Here is a 19,540-nt window from a genome sequence, read left to right as displayed (position 1 = left end):
TTGTGCGAAAATCCGCATCGGCGCGCCGGACGGCAACGGGCAGCTTGGGCGACGATATGCGGTGAACGGACCTCTGTCTTATTCACGGTACCCTCGTGCATAAAATAAATGCGGATTTTCATATACAATCGGCGTCGGAGGAGGCTTCTCGGGAAATGAATGCGATTTATAGCATAAAAATAGCTGTCGGAGGCGTCCGAGCGGCAAATATAAGCGGTTTTTAGCATTAAATCGGCCAACGGGGGCTTCTGGGCGGCAATTGTATGCGGTTTTTAACATAAAATTGGCTGTTTAGGGCCCCTGGCGGTAGGTTTCTAGCATACAATCCAGCATCGGGTCCGGTGCGGTCGGCATGTCGGTGAGACGCGAGGCAGAGAGGGCGCGTTAGGGAACGCGACGACGGCGGCGGTGACGAGAGCGACAATGCGGAAGCAGCGGCCGCGGAACTGGCTGTCGTTGTGCGGATTTGCCGCATATCTTTAGCATGCAAATGGTGGTCGGCGGAGGCGAGTTGGGCTTGGCCTATCGGATCGGCCAACTTTGATCGCCCCGCGCTGGCCAGCCTTGCTCTAATCGCCCGGCTCCGATCGCCCCGCGCTGATCGCGCAGAGGCTTAAAGGTTGAATCAGATGAAGCTGGAGGGGGTCATCCTCAGCTTCCGGTAGTCGCCCGGGGTGACGCCGGCCGTGCGCTTGAATACCCGTCCGAACGTGATGGAGTTGGCGTAGCCCACCTGCATGGCAATCGATTGGATTGTGTCGTCAGTCTCCGCCAGCAGATGCTCGGCATGCTGCATGCGCAGCTTGACGAGGAAGTCGACGAACTTCATGTCGTACTCCTGCTTGAACAAGTAGCTGGCGTATTTGCCCGTGATCTGGAACCGATCGCTGAGGTGCTTCAGGGACAGATCGGGATCGGCGAAGTTCTCTTGAATGTAGCTGCGAATCTCCGCGATCATGGCGCGGTAGCTCTTCGTCTCGCTGACGCTGACATAGGTTCTGTAAATCTCGTTCATATATTCAAGCGACAGGGTTCTCATCTGTGCCAGCGACGTGCCCGAAGCGAGCTTGTCCGCCCAGTCGGAGGCCTGCGCTCCCTCGAAGCAGTCGCGCAGGCTGCCGGACAGGTCCTTCAGCTCGCGGCCGAGCATCTGCAGCAGCAGCCGCATCAGCGAGTGGACGTCCTCGTCCTTCGGGGCGTCAGCTTCCATCTGGCGGAAGATCTGGTCGAGGCATTCGCGCCAGCGCTCGTTCGTCAAGCGGAACTCTTGGACGCATTCGGCGCATAGCTGCATGTACTGGAACATCTCGGGCTTCTGCTCGCTCGGGACGTCGTCGATGTCCGTGACGGGGCCGTGTCCGATCGAGATGGTCCGGTTCAGCGCGGCAAGCGCGTCCCGGTAGGAGGCGGGCAGCTCGGCCCAGCGTGCGGCGACGCTGCCGACGGCGAAGGACAGGGAGAGCCGCAGATGGGTCTCGATCCAGTCGCCCGCCATGGCGGCGCTCTCTCTGATGCGCGGCTTCAAGTCCGAACGGCTCGGCGGCGAGGACAGGATGTAGACCATCCGGTCCGGAGCGAGCCATTCGCCCCAGCCGTCCAGCTCCCTGCCGCGCAGCACCTCCTGCATGACGTTGCCGAGCGCGAACTTCAGCATGTTCTGCTCGCCGGGCGTGTTGACCGCGCAGAATTCCTCGTAGCGGTTCAGCCGCATGGCGACGACGGCGAATTCGCCTCCCTCGGGCAGAAGCCGCAGCTTCCGGATGCGCTCGTTCTCCTGCGCGGACAAGCCGCCGTTCACGAGGTCGAACAGCAATTGGCGGCGCTCGATGATGAGGTTCTCCCGCTGCTGCTGCTCGTAATCGACCGATTGATGGATGAGGTCCTCCAGGGCACGGTCGATGCGCGAGAGGTCGTCCAGCTTGACGGGCGAGCGGTCGCTCTGGAACTGCAGCGTCTGAATCCGGTTCATCATCAATTGAATCGGCTTGTAGTTGCGCTTGGAGATCCAGACGACGTAGAGCAGGGCGGCAACAAGAGTCAGCAGAGCGACGCCTACCCAGACATAGGAGACGACCGATACCCAGCCGAACAGTTGCGAATGCTGCAGGCCGCTCGTGAACGTCCAGTCGAGCAATTCCGAGCGGGCCGTCGTGAGCACCTTGCCCGTGTCGACCGCGTCCACGCCGTTGTCGCGCGGGTAGACGACCTGGCCGGCGGAATCGGCAATGTGCAGGAACGACAGGCTGTGATTCGTCATGCTGCCGATCATCGTCTCCAGCCCGTACATGCTGACGTTGACGACGAGCAGCCCTTCGCTGCCGAAGGGAAGCGGGGCGCTCTTGTACAAGGTGATGACCCGGGCCGCTTGGTCGGTAGCGGATTCCTGGTAGGTGCGAAGCGGGGACCAGCCCCGGTACGTCCGGTTGTCCCATGCCTGCTCGAGGAAGGCGCGGTCGGCGAACAGCTCGAGGTCGATCTGGCCGTTCTCGGTCAGAACGGCGCCGTCCGAAGCGCGGTAGAGATACGCCGACTCGACCAGCTCGTTGTTCTTGACGAACGCGGCGATGCTGCGAACGATGCTGTACTTGACTTCGCGGTTGTCCGACTGGTTCAGGTAGGCGTAGTAGTCCGGATTCTTGACCGCCTCGTTCGAGAGCGCCAGCTCGATGTCGTGCGCGGCCCGCTCCAGGTTGTCGATCGTATACTCCGTCGTGGCGGCGTCCGCCTTCTTCGTCTCCTCCCGGGAGATCTCGTTCACGATGAGGTAGGAGGAGGAGACGAGGATGAAGAAGGTGAGCAGGACGATGGGGAAATACGAGATCATTAATCGGAAGTACCAACTGCGAAGCATACCATTCCTCCTGGATTCGACGTTGCCGATTGCGCCTTCGAGGGCGGGTGGCGGGCGATGCCGGACAATCATTATCTGGAAGCGTTGTCATTCGGAAGATTAAGCGGTTTACTTCACGATTGTATCACAGATATGGAACGGGAAGCGACCGCTTAAGCGCCTTCGTTCGAGGGAATTCGCGACTTCGCAGGATGGAGTGCGCACTACGGGAGACAATGATATAATGGACACGCAAGACGAACGGAGGAAGGGGAGGAATCTTTTGGGTCGTTTCACCGTCTGCGATCATCCGCTGATCCAGCATAAAGTGACTTTTCTGCGCGACAAACATACGGACACCAAACAATTCCGCGAACTGGTGGACGAATTGTCGACATTAATGGCTTACGAGGTAACCCGCGATATTCCGCTTGAGACGGTGACGGTCGAGACTCCGGTCGCCAAGGCGGAAGGGAAGGTTGTCGCCGGGAGGATGCTCGGGCTGATCCCGATTCTGCGCGCGGGGCTCGGCATGGTGGAGGGAATGCTGAAGCTGCTTCCTTCCGCTAAGGTGGGGCATATCGGCCTCTACCGCGATCCGGAGACGCTTAAGCCGGTCGAATACTACTTCAGCGTGCCGTCGGACGTGACGGAGCGGGAGCTGATCGTTCTCGATCCGATGCTCGCGACGGGCGGGTCCGCGAATGCGGCCATCGCCGCGCTGAAGAAGAGAGGCTGTCGGCCGACGAAGCTCGTCTGCCTGATCGCGGCTCCGGAAGGAGTCAAGGCGGTGCAGGAGGCGCATCCGGACATCGACATCTACGTGGCGGCTCTCGATCAGTATCTGAACGATCACGGGTATATCGTTCCGGGGCTGGGCGACGCGGGCGACCGCTTGTATGGAACGAAATAACCGGGAATCCGGACAGCTTGGGGAGGCGGCCGACGTGAGCGCGCTTAAAGTCATGACCATATTCGGGGTAAGGCCGGAAGCCATCAAGATGGCTCCGCTTATTCTGGAGCTGCAGAAGTATCCGGGACAGATCGAGCCGATCGTCTGCGTGACGGCGCAGCACCGCCAGATGCTGGACCAGGTGCTGGACGTCTTCCGGATCAAGCCGGACTACGACCTGGATATCATGCAGGCCCAGCAGACCTTGAACGAGATCACCGTTCGGGTCCTCCAGGGGCTTGAGCCCGTCTTGAAGGAAGCGAAGCCCGATCTCGTGCTCGTGCACGGCGATACGCTGACGACCTTCCTGGCAAGCTATGCCTCGTTCCTGCAGCAGATCAAGGTCGGCCACGTGGAAGCGGGACTGAGGACGTGGAATAAGCTGGACCCTTATCCGGAGGAGATGAATCGGCAGTTGACCGGCGTTCTGGCCGATCTGCACTTCGCTCCGACCGATTGGTCGGCGGGCAATCTGCGGAAGGAGAACAAGCCGGAGGAGAACATCTACATCACGGGCAACACCGTGACGGATGTCTTCCAATATACGGTGACGGAACACTTCTCGCATCCGATGCTCGACTGGGCGCAGGGCAAGCGGCTGATTCTGATGACGGCGCACCGCCGCGAATCGCAAGGCGAGCCTCATCGCCGCATCTTCCAGGCGGTGAAGAGAATCGCCGACGAGTTCGACGACATCGCGATCGTCTACCCGGTTCATCCGAATCCGGCGGTGAAGGAGCCGGCGCAGCGAATTCTCGGCGACCATCCGCGCATCAAGCTGATCGACCCGCTCGACGTGGTCGAGCTGCACAACTTCTATCCGCACGCTCACCTGATTCTGACGGATTCGGGCGGCCTGCAGGAGGAAGCGCCGACCTACGGCGTACCGGTGCTTGTGCTCCGGGAGACGACGGAGCGGCCGGAAGGGGTCAAGGCGGGCACGCTCGAACTGGTCGGGACGGAGGAAGAGGCCGTATATGCCCGGACGAAGGCGCTGCTGACAGATTCGGAGCTGTACGCGCGGATGAGCCGGGCGGCCAATCCGTACGGGGACGGCGGGGCGTCGCGCCGCATCGCCCAGGCGATTCTGCACCACTTCGGCCGAGGCGAACGGCCGGACAGCTTCGGCGCAAGATAGTTTCATAGGAGGAGGCTGCGCAGACGCGGCGGGAGAGCGCGGAATGCGGACGGAGCTGCCCCGATCGAGCGGATGCCGGCCTCCTCTTCGGCGCTTCTCCCAGGATTCCGATGGAGATTGGCCAGCCGGGATCGGGGAGCGGGAAGGAATCGAGAATGAATCGGGGACAAATATACATACAGTGTACAGTTGAACTGTATGCTTGCGAAGCCGGGAAAAACGCGCCGTTATGCGGTTTCTGCCGAGCTCGTTCACATAATCTTAATATTTAGGCGAATTGACAAGGTACTCGCCCGACGATACAATATAACGGGAACGTTCGGGGAGAAAGGGCTTACTTTGGCTCTTTTTCTAATGATGCAATCAGATGCGTATCCCCTTGCTCGCTATACCGAATGACGTCGAAGGGAGCGGTCTATGATGTCGGATTCCCAACGTCAGCCGCCTGTGCCACCGGATGAGAATCCTTGGCGGGCTGCCGGACTTGTCACCGCACTCGGCGCGGAATTGGCCGTATGCGTGGGGCTGGGATGGTGGATCGGCGCGGCGATCGATCGCGATAACGGAACGGATTACGCTTACCTGGTCGGCCTTGGGGTCGGGCTGGTCGCCGGAATCGGCTCTGCGGTCGCCTTGATTCGGAAGTACGCAGGAGAAAGGCGAAAGTGATGGACGATTTACCCGCTCTGCTCAAGCGCGTTTCCAGAATTGCGTTCTTTTTTTTGTCCATGGGTTGCCTGGGTTGGGCTGTATGGCCTGAACTCCGGAATGTGTTCGGAGGGTTCATGATCGGCGTTGTTGGCGGTCTCGCCATCTCCTGGCATCTTGCCTGGAAGCTGGTGCAGCTCGGCAATGCGGCCATCTCGGGACGCAAGCCCCGTTCCGGCCTCGGATTCCTGTCTCGGGCTTGTCTCGGTCTCTTGGCCGGGGTGATCTCCGTGCGGGTGCTGGACTTTAATCTTGCCGCGACGGCGACGGGATTAATTGTGTCTCCGATGGCAACACTCCTATTGGGTTTAGTCGCCAGAAGTCGTCGTTCGGACGACCATCCCACTGATGAAAGGGGTGAGAAACACTAACATGGAACACTTAGCGCCCATTGTTCTTATCGGCGGTGAGAAGCTCGATCTCGCAGCTCTCTTTATGATCGTATTGACCAGCATTGTCGCTTTTGTCCTGGCGCGTCTCGCGATTCGCAATCTCTCGGTTGAGAATCCGGGCAAGCTGCAGAATTTCATGGAGTGGGTCGTCGAGTTCGTTAGCAACATCATTGGCATGGCAACGGACTTCAAGAGAGGCAAAGTCTATCTGAGTCTGGGCCTGACGCTGATTATGTATATCTTTATCGGCAACATGCTGGGCCTTCCCTTCAATATTATCACCGAAGCCCATCATGGTCACGCGACCTTCCTGGGCATGGAGTTGTTCATGGACGGGGAAGAGGAAGCGCACTTCGCTTGGTGGAAGTCGCCTACCGCAGACGCGGCCGTAACAATGGCTCTGGCATTAACGGTTATCGTCATCTCCCACATCCAAGGCTTCCGTCATAACCGCAAACACTACCTGAAGCACTACTTCCAGCCGTGGCCGTTCTTCTTCCCGATCAACCTGATCGAGACGATTGCGAAGCCGCTGACGCTGGGATTGCGGCTCTTCGGCAACATCTATGCGGGCGAAGTCATGATCGGGGTCATCATGGGGATGGGGTTCGTCGGCATTCCGGCGCTCCTGATCTGGCAAGGCTTCAGTATCTTCGTCGGCGCCATCCAGGCCTTCGTCTTCACGATGTTGACGATGGTGTACATCGGACAAGCAAGTATTCACGAAGAAGACCATTGATTCAACCTACTATCTCAACCCAATTTTGAGGAGGATTTTCACACATGGAAATTTATGGACTGTTGGCAGCGGCAATCGTATTCGGTCTCGGCGCACTCGGCGCAGGTATTGGCAACGGCTTGATCTTCAGCAAGACGGTCGAAGGCATCTCCCGTCAACCGGAACTTCGCGGCGCTCTGCAAACGACGGCGTTCATCGGCGTCGGTCTGGTAGAAGCACTGCCGATCATCTCCCTCGTTCTTGCCTTCATCTTCATGGCCAGCTAAGCAACTTCATTACGCACGTCGGGCGCGGAGCGCGGTCTGCCTCCACGCCTTCCTTATGAATTCAAGAATTCGGGAATCCGGATCTATTAATGCAGCACGTTGAAAGGAGTGGACGATCGGTGAGCTTTAACTGGATCAGTTTTGTCATCCAGGTCGTGGCATTCGGCATACTGTATCTGCTGCTGTCTAAGTTTGCCTTCGGACCGTTGTTCGGCATCATGGAGAAACGCCGCCAACTGGTCAAGGATCAAATCGACGGCGCCGAGAAGAGTCGCACGGATGCGGAACGTTACCTGGAAGAACAGAAGCAAGCACTGCAGCAAGCGCGCAAGGAAGCTTACGATATTATCGAGCTCGCGAAGTCTACCGGCTCCAAGCAAGCCGACGACATCGTCGAAGCGGCCCGTTCCGAGGCGAATCGCCTGAAGGACGAAGCCGTTCGCGAGATCGAGAGCGAGAAGAACAAGGCGATCGCTTCCGTCAAGGCTCAAGTCAGCGGCCTGTCCGTCCTGATCGCTTCGAAGATTATCGAGAAGCAAGTCGACGAGAAGGCGCAGAGCGAGCTGGTTGACAAGTACCTGCAAGAAGTAGGGACGAAGTCATGAGCAGCAGCGTAATCGCCAAGCGTTACGCCAAGGCGATCTTCGACATCGCCAGGAGCCAGAACCTGGTCTCCGAAGCGGAGACGCAACTGAAGCTGATCGTCGATGCGATCGAGAAGAACGCCGACTTCAAGACGTTCCTCGCATCGCCCAGCATTCTGCCCGGGAACAAGATTCAGGCTCTCGGGAACTCGTTCGGAGGCACGCTGTACCCGTTCGTCCTGAACTCGGTGCGGGTCCTGATCGAACGGGGACGCCAGAACGAATTGCCCGCGGTCGTGGAGGCGTATCTCGAAGTGGCCGGTGCCGCTATCGGACGCGCCGACGCTTACGTGACGTCCGCACAGCCGCTTACGCTTAATGAGAAAGACCAATTGGCCAAGAAATTCGGCGCTCTGCTCGGCAAGACGATCCGCGTTCACGATGCGGTCGACTCGTCCTTGCTCGGCGGTCTGACGGTGCGCATCGGGGACACGCTGTACGACGGCAGTCTTCGCAACAAGCTCGATCGTCTGGACAAAGCGCTGCAATCGTCGGCTAAATAGACAGGGGTGAACGAATTGAGTATCCGTCCTGAGGAAATCAGCACGCTGATCAAACAACAGATTGAACAGTATCAATCCGATATTCAAGTCGTGGACGTCGGTACGGTCATCCAAGTTAGTGACGGTATTGCGCGCGTACACGGTCTGGAGAACGCCATGGCGGGCGAACTGCTCGAGTTCGCCGACGGCACGGTGGGCATGGCCCTCAACCTGGAAGAGAGCAACGTCGGTGTCGTTATCATGGGTCCGTTCACGGGCATCCGCGAAGGCGACCAAGTGAAGCGCACCGGCCGCGTCATGGAAGTTCCGGTCGGCGAAGAGCTGCTCGGACGCGTCGTGAACGCGCTCGGACAACCGGTTGACGGCGAAGGCCCGATCAACACGAAGAAGACCCGTCCGGTCGAAGCGCAAGCTCCGGGCGTTATGGCCCGTAAGTCCGTTCACGAGCCGATGCAGACCGGCATCAAGGCGATCGACGCGATGATCCCGATCGGCCGCGGCCAACGGGAGCTTATCATCGGCGACCGCCAAACGGGCAAGACGGCAATCGCGATCGACACGATCGTCAACCAGAAGGGCAACGGCGTTATCTGTATCTACGTCGCGATCGGCCAGAAGCAATCGACCGTTCGTAACGTCGTCGAATCGCTGCGCCGCTCCGGCGCTCTGGATTACACGATCGTCGTAACGGCGAGCGCATCCGAGCCGTCCCCGCTGCTCTACGTCGCTCCGTACACCGGCTGCGCGATGGGCGAAGAATTCATGTACAACGGCAAGCACGTTCTGATCGTCTATGACGACCTGTCCAAGCAAGCCGCCGCATACCGCGAGATGTCCCTCTTGCTCCGCCGTCCTCCGGGCCGCGAAGCGTTCCCGGGCGATGTCTTCTATCTGCACTCCCGTCTGCTCGAGCGCGCGGCCAAGCTGAACGACGAGCTCGGCGGCGGTTCGATGACCGCTCTGCCGTTCATCGAGACGCAAGCCGGCGACGTATCGGCTTACATCCCGACGAACGTTATCTCCATCACTGACGGTCAGATCTTCCTCGAAGCCGACCTGTTCTACTCCGGCCAACGTCCGGCCGTTAACGTCGGTATCTCCGTATCCCGTGTAGGCGGATCGGCTCAGACGAAGGCGATGAAGAAGGTTGCCGGCACGCTGAAGACCGACCTTGCCCAATACCGCGAGCTGGCTGCGTTCGCCGCGTTCGGCTCCGACCTCGACAAGGTGACGCAATCCCGTCTCGACCGCGGCGTGCGCACGCTCGAGATCCTGAAGCAAGGCGTCAACCAACCGTTGCCGCTCGAGCGGCAAGTCGTCTCTCTGTACGTGGTTACGAGAGGCCATCTCGACAGCATTCCGGTTCAGGACGTTCTTCGCTTCGAGAAGGAATTCCTCGCCTACCTGGATGCGAACAAGGCTGCAATCCTGGCTTCCATCCGCGACACGAAGGACCTGAACGCCGACAACGAGAAGGCTCTCGTCGAAGCGATCGGCACCTTCAAGAACAGCTTCGCCACGACGGCTTAAGCCTCCATATACCGAACGACCGAATAAGCTTGCGCAGGCTTCCTTCCCGTCGAAGGGAGCCTGGCAATAAGGTGGTGACATGAATGGCTAAAGGAATGCGCGAGATCAAGCGCAAGATCAAGAGCACGCAGAATACGAAGCAGATCACCAAGGCGATGGAGATGGTCGCGGCATCCAAGCTGAGACGCGCGCAGAACGCCGCGCTCGCCAGCCGTCCCTATTCCGACAAGCTGAAGGAAGTCGTCTCCAGCATCGCAACCAGCGGATCGAGCGTTCGTCATCCGATGCTCGAGACCCGTCCGGTGAAGCGCAGCGCTTATCTGGTCATCACTTCCGACCGCGGCCAAGCGGGCGGTTTGAACTCGAACCTGCTGAAGAAGCTCGTGGAGACGCTGAAGTCCAAGCACAAGTCCGCGGACGAATACACCCTGTTCGTCATCGGACGCAAGGGCAACGACTACCTCGTTCGCCGGAAGTATGCGATTCAGGAAGTGGCGATCGGCCTGCCGGATTCCCCGACGTTCGCCGATATCAAGAATATCGCTGCGGCGGCCGTTGGCGGCTTCGAGAGCGGCTCGTACGACGAGCTCTTCGTCGTCTACAACCGCTTCGTCAATGCGGTCACGCAGATCCCGACGCTGAAGCAGATGCTTCCGCTCGACGCGTCCCAGTTCGGCAAGAAGGAAGCCGGCGCAACCGCGCAGTACGAGTATGAGCCGGAACCGGAAGCGATTCTGGATACGCTCCTGCCGAAGTACGCGGAGACGCTTGTGTTCAGCTCGCTGCTGGAGAACAAGGCGAGCGAATTCGGCGCGCGTATGACCGCGATGAGCAGCGCGACGAAGAACGCGACGAAGATGATAGGCGAGCTTACGCTGCACTATAACCGCGCTCGCCAAGCGGCGATCACCCAGGAGATCACGGAGATCGTCGGCGGAGCTAACGCGATCAGCTAACGGCGATCCGTTACTGCGAACAGGTAACTGCGATCGGCTAGCGCAGATAGAGGTTCATAATGAAGTTACAGGAGGGACACGAATGAGCAAGGGACGTATCGTTCAGGTCTTGGGCCCTGTCGTCGACATCGAGTTCGACCACGGACACCTGCCCGACATTCTGAACGCAATCCAAATCCATCAAACCGGCAGCGCCAAAGAGGTCAAGCTGACGGTTGAAGTCGCTCAGCACCTGGGCGACAACCTTGTCCGCGCCATCGCGATGTCGTCCACGGACGGCCTTGTCAGAGGCACGGAAGCGGTCGACACGGGCAAGCCGATCTCCGTACCGGTCGGTCCGGCTACGCTCGGACGCGTCTTCAACGTCCTCGGCGACCCGATCGACAACAATGGCGAAGTAGACCGCGCTCTGACGAGCCCGATCCACCGCAAGGCGCCTACGTTCGAAGAGCTGTCGACGCAGCAAGAGATGCTGGAGACCGGCATCAAGGTCATCGACTTGATCGCTCCTTACGCCAAGGGCGGCAAGGTCGGCCTGTTCGGCGGCGCCGGTGTCGGCAAGACGGTAACGCTGCAAGAGCTGATCCACAACATCGCTTCCGAGCACGGCGGTATCTCCGTATTCGCCGGCGTAGGGGAACGTACCCGCGAAGGTAATGACCTCTATCACGAGATGTCGGATTCCGGCGTTATCGACAAGACGGCGATGGTGTTCGGCCAGATGAACGAGCCTCCGGGCGCTCGTCTGCGCGTTGCTCTGTCCGGTCTGACGATGGCCGAGTACTTCCGCGACCAAGAAGGCCGCGACGTGCTTCTGCTGATCGATAACATCTTCCGCTTCACCCAAGCGGGCTCCGAAGTATCCGCCCTTCTGGGCCGTATGCCTTCCGCGGTTGGTTACCAGCCGACGCTGGCGACGGAGATGGGCCAATTGCAAGAACGGATCACTTCCACGAAGAAGGGTTCCGTTACCTCGATCCAGGCGATCTACGTACCGGCCGACGATTACACCGACCCGGCTCCGGCTACCGCATTCGCCCACTTGGACTCGACGACGAACCTGGAGCGCAATATCGCGGCAATGGGGATTTTCCCAGCGGTTGACCCGCTCGCATCGTCTTCCCGGATTCTGACTCCGGAAGTTGTCGGCGAAGAGCACTACCAAGTCGCTCAAGCGGTCAAGAGACTGCTGCAGCGTTACAAGGAACTTCAAGATATCATCGCGATCCTCGGTATGGACGAACTGTCCGAGGACGACAAGCTTGTCGTTCTGCGCGCTCGCCGCGTTCAATTGTTCCTGTCCCAACCGCTGCACGTCGCCGCTCCGTTCAACGGCATCCCGGGACTGGCCGTGCCGGTTAAGGACACCGTACGCAGCTTCAAAGAAATTCTTGAAGGCAAGCACGACGATCTTCCGGAACCGGCATTCCACAATGTCGGTACGATCGAAGATGCCGTCGAGAAGGCGAAAAAGCTCGCAGCAGGGCTCTAATCCGCCGCTAAGGAGGAATACCAATGAGCACCTTACGGCTCGAGATTGTGACGCCGGAGCGTATTGTATACGAAGAAGACGTCAACATGGTCGTTGCGCACGGCGTGGCCGGCCAGTTGGGTATTCTGCCGCATCACGTTCCGCTCATCACCCCCTTGAAGATTGCGGCTCTTAAAGTGAAGAAGGGCAACTCGGAAGAGTTGATTGCCGTTCACGGCGGCTTCATGGAAGTGCGCAAGGACAAGGTGGTCGTTCTGGCGGAAGCGGCGGAGCAAGTGTCCGACATCGACGTCTCCCGCGCCAACCTGGCGAAGGAACGCGCCGAGCAGCGTCTCGCCGGCAAAGACGATCATTACGATCACAAGCGTGCCGAGATGGCTCTGCAACGCGCGGTTACGCGCATTCAGACCCACGGCAAATAATCGGCTTCATCCGAATCGCCGGGAAAAGTTATCCAACGAGGAGAAATCTTCGCGGATCGCTTTTTCCGGCGATTTTGCCATCATTATGTGCAGGAGGCGGTCCCATGGAACTCAAGGAACAAGTCATCGTCGTCGGAGGGGGGCCATGCGGCTTGTCGGCGGCGGCGGAGCTGCAGGATCGGGGCTTCGATCCGCTCATCATCGAGAAAGAGAACATCGTCCACTCCATTACCTGTTACCCGACGAACATGCAGTTTTTCAGCACATCGGTATTGCTCGAGATCGCGGGGCTCCCCTTCACGACGGTTGCGGAGAAGCCATCGAGGCTTGAGGCGCTGCATTATTACCGAATGGTGTCGGAGCGGCGGGCGATGAGAATCCGAAGATACGAGAAGGTAACGGGAGTGGAGCGGTCGGGGGACGGCTTCGTTGTCACCTCGGTCGGACGTTCGGGAGAGACGCTTCGGACGGAGGCGAAGGCGGTCGTTATCGCGACGGGATACTTCGATCATCCGAACCGGATCGGCATTCCGGGCGAGGAGCTGCCGCATGTGACCCACTTCTTCCGCGAAGCCCACCCGTACGCCGGGACCCGGGTCATCGTCATCGGAGGCAGCAATTCGGCGGTCGACGCCGCGCTTGAGCTGGAGAGAGTGGGCGCGAAGGTTACGGTTGTCTACCGGGGCGAGTCGGTATCGGCGAACATCAAGCCGTGGGTGAGGCCGGTGTTCGAGGGCAAGGTCGCCAAGGGGCAGATCGAGCTGAAGCTGGCGAGCCGGGTCGTCGAGATCGGAAGCGATTGGGCGAAAATAGAACGGGCGGCAAAGGGAGGAACGGCAGCGGCGAGAGTTGCGGGGGATGGAGCCGCCGGAGTGGAGAGACTTGCGGGCGAACCGGAAGTGGCGAGACGCGTGGGAGAACCGGAAGTGACGAGCGTTGCGGATGATGCGGGAGCGGCGAGAGTGGAGAGCACTGTGGGAGCAGAGGAAGAAGCCGGAGTGGAGGTCGAGGTCGTTGCGGCGGACTTCGTCTTGGCGATGACCGGCTTCCGACCCGACCGCGGCTTCCTGCGGAAGATGGGCATTGAAGCGCCGGACGGCATCATCCCGCCGACGCACGATCCGGACACGATGGAGACGAATGTGCCGGGGCTGTACTTGGCCGGCGTCGTCTCGACGGGCCGGGACGCCAACGAGATCTTTATCGAGAGCGGGCGGTTCCACGGTCGGAAGATCGCGGCTCATCTGGCGGCGAGCGGTCGGCTTGGGTGATACGGCGCGGAGGGCAGTTGCTGCAAGGGGAAGGACAGGTGCGATCGGCAGGCACGGCTTGTCCGAGATGGGGAGGAAGGCTTGCCGAAGCCGGCAGAACGGCTCGACGCGGCTGAGGGTCGGAGGAGCTTGTTTGATTCGGGCCCGGATGGGGTAAGTTAATCGGGAACGAAGCAATAAGGAGGGACTCCATCATGGCCAAAGTGACCGATCGACTGAACATTCATCTGGCGGACTGGAATCTTCTGTACACGAAGCTGCATCATTATCATTGGTACGTGACCGGACCGAACTTCCTCGCGCTTCATGCGAAGTTCGAGGAGCTGTACGACTACGCGGGAACGTCGCTCGACGAGGTGGCGGAGCGGATTCTCGCGATCGGGGGCAAGCCGATCTCGACGATGAAGCAATACCTCGACCAGACGATGCTGACCGAGGGCGGCAAGGAGAAGTCGCCCGAGGAGATGCTGGAGCAGACGATCAAGGACTTCCAGACGGTCGTCGGCAGCATGAGGGAGACGGCGAAGCTGGCCGACGAAGCCGGCGACGGCGTCACGACCGATATGCTTAACGGGCATATGGCCGAGCTGCAGAAGCAGGTCTGGATGCTGACCGCGATCGCCAAGGGGCTTCCGGTCAAGGCATAACCGAATAGAAGCGAGCGATACGGCGGCGCCGGGGAGACGATTCCCCGGCGCCGCTGTGCATGGAGTGTTGCTACGCGAAGATGAAGCAGGCGAATCCGATGAAGCCGCCCATTCTGAGCCGAAGCGCCGAGGCCCCCGTTAGCTTGAATGCCGAAAAAACCAGCATTCAGAGCTGAAGCGCCGCCATCCGCGAGCTGAATGCTGAAAAAACCAGCATTCAGAGCTGAAGCAGCGTCCCCCGCTCGCCTGAATGCTGAAAAAACCAGCATTCAGAGCTGAAGCGCCGTCGTCGGCTAGCTTGAATGCCGAAAAAACCAGCATTCAGAGCTGAAGCGCCGTCGTCCGCTAGCTTGAATGCCGAAAAAACCAGCATTCAGAGCTGAAGCGCCGCCATCCGCGAGCTGAATGCTGAAAAAACCAGCATTCACAGCCTACGAATTAAGTAATAAATCGCAAGCGGCACCTGACCGGAGGTACGAATAGTTTTCATTTAAACCGCCAGAGCGAAGCTGCTTTGGCGGTTTTTGCATTCAATCTTGGAGCGAATGACGGCCGCCAAGCCGGAGCTCTCCGTTTGTTCTACTACTTCAGACATATTTTTTGCTTTTTAACGATAGTTAATAGACAAAATCACCAAAAACAATCCAAAATTAGGTATACTAAAGGTTGGTATGATCCAATGTGGCAGAGGCTGAAGTACTAATCGTTGCGAGACTTCAAGTTTAAGATAAAGCAAAGGCGAGAGGGTGGCATGGATGAAGGCAAGAAGAGGATTGGCGGTCTTCCTGGGAGCGACGCTGTTGTTCGCTTCGGCGGCCGAGACGGCTGCGGCAGCCGATGAGGGCTGGCTTGCATCGACAAGTTTGTATGAAGTGAACACATGGACCGGGCAAGCGAGTTGGGGGAGCGACGATGGATCGGTTAGCGAAGCCACGCTGTTCGGACCGAGGTCGATCGTCGCTCTCGCAGACGGGAAGCTGCTTGTCGCAGATACTCTCAATCATCTGCTGCGGACGCTGAGTGCCGGTTCCGTCTCGACCTTCGCGGGCATTACGGTCGGCTACGACGAGGCCGGGCTGCCGATCGGCGCATATGCCGACGGGTCCAAGGATGAAGCGGCCTTCAACGAGCCGTCCGGACTCGCCGTCGACGCTTCCGGCAATGTCTACATCGCCGATGCGGTCAACCATGCGATCCGCAAGCTGTCGAAGAGCGGTCAAGTGACAACGCTGGCCGGGGACGGACTGATCGGGAACGAGGACGGACAGGGAACATCCGCCCGCTTCTATTCTCCCTCCGACGTGGCGGTCGACGCTTCGGGTGTCGTCTATGTCGCGGATACGTTAAATCACGTCATTCGCAAAATCGCTGTTGACGGAACGGTGACGACGCTGACGGCGCCGTCCGAGCGGGTTCTCGAGTACTTGCCCGGCGCGGCGGAGGACTCCGGCGATTACGCGGACGGCCCGATCGCCGAGGCGAAGTTCAACGAGCCGAGCGGACTCGTGCTGGATAAGCAAGGCAATCTGTACGTCAGCGACCGAGGCAACAACGTGATCCGCTACATCGACTTCAAAGCGGGAACCGTCACGACGGTCGCCGGAGCGACGCCTGCGTATGCCAGCGACAGCTTGTACGCGGACGGAGGTTATGCCGACGGGACGGCGCGCACGGCACGGTTCGACGCGCCGGAGGGGCTGGCTCTGACCGACGACGGGGTCCTCGTCATCGCGGACAGCCTTAACCACGCGATCCGGCTGCTGAAGGACGGCAAGGTGACGACGCTGGCGGGAGAAGCGACGGAGTTCGGCTCGAACGACGGCGTAACGTATGCCGCCCGCTTCGACCATCCGACGGACGTGGCGGTGCTCTCCGATGGAAGACTGGCCATAGCGGACGAGGGCGGCAACAAGATTCGGGTGCTCGAGAGGTATCGCACGCCGGCCGGCTTCGCCAAGAAGGATACGATTCAGATTCTGTTGAACGGCGAGCTCGTGATCTCCGATGTGCCGGCGTACGCGGCGAACGGATCGACGCTGCTTCCGCTGCGGAGCGTCGGCGAGGCGCTGGGCTATGATGTCAGCTACGACACGAAGACGCAGACGGCCAAGCTGGTCAAGGACGGCAGCGTCTACGAGCTCAAGAGCGGCGAGAAGAGCGTGACGCGTACGGTGAACGGAACGAAGACGGAGCTTGCGCTGGCAAGCCCTGCCGCGATTAAGCAAGGCCGATTGTTCGTGCCGGTGAGGTTCTTCGCCGAGCAGGCGGAACTGGACACCCAATGGGACTCGTCTGTATACACCGTCGTTCTTCGCAGCGTTGTTTTCCAATAAGAGGGGGGTTGCACTAAGATGCTAAGGAAGTTATCCATCCAGGCGCTCGCCTTCCTGTTGATCGCGCTGCCGCTGCTTGGCGTGTTCGGGAAGGAATCGCAGGCGGCTTCGTCGTCGCGGATCGCGATCATCAGCGAGTTGTCCGGCGATGTTCAGGTTCAGAAGTCGGGCGGCAGCAAGAAGATCAAAGCCTTCAAGAAGCTGAACCTGAACCAAGGGGACCAGTTGATTACGGGAGATAACGGTTCCGCCACGCTCCAATTCTCGAACGGAACGTCCGAGGACGATACGATGACGGTGTCGAAGAACACGACGCTCAAGTTCTCGAAGCTGAAGAGCGGGAGCAGCACGGTCACCAAGGTGAGCATGCTGAAGGGCTCGGCGTGGTCGGACGTCAAGTCGATCAAGAACAAGGACGACGAGTTCCAGGTCGAGACGCCGACGGCGATCATGGGCGTGCGCGGCACGAACTTCTTCGCGATAGTCAATCCGATAACGGGATCGACGAATGTAACGGTATTCGCTGGGGTCGTTCAGGGCACTCCGACGGTCCCCAATGGCGGAAGTGCGAACGGAACGGAGGGCGGTTCGGACAACGACAGCGTGCTGATCTACCCGACGCAGCAATTGACACTCTCTGTCGGGATCGATCCGTCTTCCCTGGAAGATCAGCTCTCGATTGTGGACATCCAGCAGCTTGTCGAGAAGATGTCGCAGGAGATATACCTTGCGATTCTGCGAAGCTACGAGAAGATCCAGGAAGAGAATCAGAGTTTGATTGACGAATTGCAGGACGGGGAGAGGGAGCTTCCCGCTACTGTCGATTCGGATCTCGACGCTTATATGTCCAATGTCCAGAATTTAATCGGGGCGCTTATCCAGCAAGCGCTCGATTCGTCACAGATTGCCACGGCGACAATGGAAGCCCTGCTGCAGCAGGTCAAGCAAGAAGGCAAGCAGGTGCCGTCTCTGGACGATAACGCGAAGCTGATTCTCTCCGATGCGGAGAAGGAGAAGCAGAAGAAGCTGGAAGAGCAGCAGAAGAAGGCAGAGGAAGCGGCAACTCAGAAGCAGAAGGACAAGCAGAAGGAAGCAGCGGAGAAGCTGAAGAAGCTGCAGGAGGAAGCGGCCAAGAAGGCTGCGGACAATGCGGAGAAGGCGAAGCAGGCGAAGGAAGCCGCGGAGAAAAAGCTTCTTGAGTCGCTTACACAGCAGCAACAGCAGCAATATCAGGAGAACAAGAAGCAGTTGGAGGGGACGACTTCGACGACCCCGACAACTTCGACGACTCCGTCCACCTCGACGCCGAAGTCGAGCGATGCGAAGCTGAGTGCGCTCGCCCTGTCGTCCGGTACGCTGAGCCCGGCGTTCAGCAGTACGACATACTCGTATACGGCTAATGTGAGCAGCGATACGAGCGAGACCGGCATCCAACCGACCGCTTCCACCGCTTCTTCGATCAAGGTGAACGGCACGGCCGTGTCCAGCGGAACGAACGCGTCGGTACAGCTTAGCCCGGGCAGCAATTCGGTCGCAATCGAAGTAACGGCCGAAGACGGAGTGACGAAGCAAACGTACACGTTGACGATCAATCGCGCACTTCTCTCGGAGATCGGCTTCAGCTTCGGAGACGGGGGCTTGACGATCGATCCCGATGTTACCGAGTACAATCTGGGGAACTTCGAGCCGGAAGACAGCAGCTTCTATCTGACGCTGCCTTATGATGGAACGACAACGTATGATGTAACTTTAAACGGCGAAACAGTGCCGTGGATTCCTATGCAGCTAGTGTCGTTGGACATTCCGGCAGGCACGACGGGGCTGATGTACTTCATCGAATTGGCTCCTGGAAATAATGAGCTGCAACTGACCACTACACAGGGCGACTTCTCCACAACTTATACGTTTACGGCTTATGTTGGGGGAGGAGAGGGGCCAGCCAACAACGCACCGGTAGCGATTGGGGCTGAAGTGAACGTGGTGGCCGGACAAGGCCAAACGATCAATCTGACGGCGACCGATGAGGACGAGGACGAATTGACGTACCAGATCGTCACGGGACCGGCGCACGGAACGCTGGAGCACGTGGAAGGCGGCTCTTACTATTACTATCCGACGCAAGGGTACACGGGAACGGATAGCTTCACGTTCACGGCGTTCGATGGAACGGACTATTCGAACGAGGCGACGGTGAGCATTCAGATTGCGCCACCGGCCAACAACGCACCGGTAGCGGTTGGGGCTGAAGTGAATGCGGTGGCCGGAACGGGCCAAACGATCAACCTGACGGCGACCGACGAAGACGAGGACGAACTGACGTACCAGATCGTCACGGGACCGGCGCACGGAACGCTGGAGCACGTGGAAGGCGGCTCTTACTATTACTATCCGACGCAAGGGTACACGGGAACGGATAGCTTCACGTTCACGGCGTTCGATGGAACGGACTATTCGAACGAGGCGACGGTGAGCATTCAGATTGCGCCGCCGGCCAACAACGCACCGGTAGCGGTTGGGGCTGAAGTGAACGTGATGGCCGGAACGGGCCAAACGATCAATCTGACGGCGACCGACGAAGACGAGGACGAATTGACGTACCAGATCGTCACGGGACCGGCGCACGGAACGCTGGAGCACGTGGAAGGCGGCTCTTACTATTACTATCCGACGCAAGGGTACACGGGAACGGATAGCTTCACGTTCACGGCGTTCGATGG

At 59.2% G+C, this 19,540-nt stretch carries 17 protein-coding genes; 16 read left to right on the top strand and 1 reads right to left on the bottom strand.

The annotated features are described in order from the left end of the window. Positions 1–625 precede the first annotated feature (625 nt). Positions 626–2,851, bottom strand: a complete 2,226-nt coding sequence (locus E6C55_RS01750; RefSeq protein ID WP_168735400.1) for a helix-turn-helix domain-containing protein — start codon at positions 2,849–2,851, stop codon at positions 626–628. 262 nt (positions 2,852–3,113) lie between these two features. Between E6C55_RS01750 and upp the strand changes: the two genes are divergently transcribed. The 16 genes from upp to E6C55_RS01665 form a co-directional block, all read left to right on the top strand. After that, positions 3,114–3,743, top strand: a complete 630-nt coding sequence (gene upp / locus E6C55_RS01745) for a uracil phosphoribosyltransferase (RefSeq protein WP_136368059.1) — start codon at positions 3,114–3,116, stop codon at positions 3,741–3,743. 34 nt (positions 3,744–3,777) lie between these two features. Then, positions 3,778–4,920 (top strand): non-hydrolyzing UDP-N-acetylglucosamine 2-epimerase, encoded by a 1,143-nt coding sequence (gene wecB / locus E6C55_RS01740; protein ID WP_136368265.1) that lies wholly within the window; start codon positions 3,778–3,780, stop codon positions 4,918–4,920. Positions 4,921–5,340: 420 nt separating this feature from the next. Beyond that, complete coding sequence (locus E6C55_RS01735) at positions 5,341–5,589, top strand: AtpZ/AtpI family protein (RefSeq protein ID WP_136368058.1); 249 nt, start codon at positions 5,341–5,343, stop codon at positions 5,587–5,589. Next, positions 5,586–5,999: an ATP synthase subunit I gene (locus E6C55_RS01730; RefSeq protein WP_136368057.1), complete on the top strand. Its 414-nt coding sequence runs from the start codon at positions 5,586–5,588 to the stop codon at positions 5,997–5,999. Before E6C55_RS01735 ends, E6C55_RS01730 begins: the two co-directional genes overlap by 4 nt. A 1-nt stretch (position 6,000) precedes the next feature. Further along, on the top strand, positions 6,001–6,759 hold the full coding sequence (atpB, locus tag E6C55_RS01725) for a F0F1 ATP synthase subunit A (RefSeq protein ID WP_136368056.1): 759 nt from the start codon (positions 6,001–6,003) through the stop codon (positions 6,757–6,759). Between the two features lie 44 nt (positions 6,760–6,803). After that, positions 6,804–7,025 (top strand): F0F1 ATP synthase subunit C, encoded by a 222-nt coding sequence (gene atpE / locus E6C55_RS01720; protein WP_136368055.1) that lies wholly within the window; start codon positions 6,804–6,806, stop codon positions 7,023–7,025. A 119-nt stretch (positions 7,026–7,144) separates the two neighbouring features. Beyond that, positions 7,145–7,630 carry a F0F1 ATP synthase subunit B gene (atpF, locus tag E6C55_RS01715; protein ID WP_136368054.1) on the top strand — a complete coding sequence of 162 codons (486 nt, stop codon included), beginning with the start codon at positions 7,145–7,147 and terminating at the stop codon, positions 7,628–7,630. Beyond that, a complete protein-coding gene (locus E6C55_RS01710) occupies positions 7,627–8,172 on the top strand; it encodes a F0F1 ATP synthase subunit delta (protein WP_136368053.1) in 546 nt (181 codons plus the stop codon). The genes atpF and E6C55_RS01710 overlap by 4 nt, the downstream gene beginning before the upstream one ends. A gap of 15 nt (positions 8,173–8,187) precedes the next feature. Next, positions 8,188–9,702, top strand: a complete 1,515-nt coding sequence (atpA, locus tag E6C55_RS01705) for a F0F1 ATP synthase subunit alpha (RefSeq protein ID WP_136368052.1) — start codon at positions 8,188–8,190, stop codon at positions 9,700–9,702. Between the two features lie 83 nt (positions 9,703–9,785). Further along, positions 9,786–10,658 carry an ATP synthase F1 subunit gamma gene (gene atpG, locus E6C55_RS01700; RefSeq protein ID WP_136368051.1) on the top strand — a complete coding sequence of 291 codons (873 nt, stop codon included), beginning with the start codon at positions 9,786–9,788 and terminating at the stop codon, positions 10,656–10,658. 82 nt (positions 10,659–10,740) lie between these two features. Continuing rightward, positions 10,741–12,150 (top strand): F0F1 ATP synthase subunit beta, encoded by a 1,410-nt coding sequence (gene atpD, locus E6C55_RS01695; RefSeq protein WP_136368050.1) that lies wholly within the window; start codon positions 10,741–10,743, stop codon positions 12,148–12,150. Positions 12,151–12,173: 23 nt separating this feature from the next. After that, complete coding sequence (locus E6C55_RS01690) at positions 12,174–12,572, top strand: F0F1 ATP synthase subunit epsilon (RefSeq protein WP_136368049.1); 399 nt, start codon at positions 12,174–12,176, stop codon at positions 12,570–12,572. Between the two features lie 104 nt (positions 12,573–12,676). Further along, positions 12,677–13,843: an NAD(P)-binding domain-containing protein gene (locus tag E6C55_RS34460; protein WP_230986472.1), complete on the top strand. Its 1,167-nt coding sequence runs from the start codon at positions 12,677–12,679 to the stop codon at positions 13,841–13,843. A 194-nt stretch (positions 13,844–14,037) separates the two neighbouring features. Continuing rightward, complete coding sequence (locus tag E6C55_RS01675) at positions 14,038–14,490, top strand: Dps family protein (RefSeq protein WP_136368048.1); 453 nt, start codon at positions 14,038–14,040, stop codon at positions 14,488–14,490. A 755-nt stretch (positions 14,491–15,245) separates the two neighbouring features. Next, the gene (locus E6C55_RS01670) at positions 15,246–16,823 is read left to right on the top strand and encodes a stalk domain-containing protein (protein WP_136368047.1); all 1,578 of its coding nucleotides are present in this window, start codon (positions 15,246–15,248) and stop codon (positions 16,821–16,823) included. Positions 16,824–16,841: 18 nt separating this feature from the next. After that, positions 16,842–19,540, top strand: a 2,699-nt coding sequence (locus tag E6C55_RS01665) for an Ig-like domain-containing protein (RefSeq protein ID WP_136368046.1), incomplete at its 3' end; no start/stop codon positions are given.

Source organism: Cohnella fermenti, from assembly GCF_004801405.1.
Classification (GTDB): Bacteria; Bacillota; Bacilli; order Paenibacillales; family Paenibacillaceae; genus Cohnella; species Cohnella fermenti.
The sequence above is the reverse complement of the archived record's forward strand: the minus strand, read 5'-3'. Positions and strand labels throughout refer to the sequence as shown.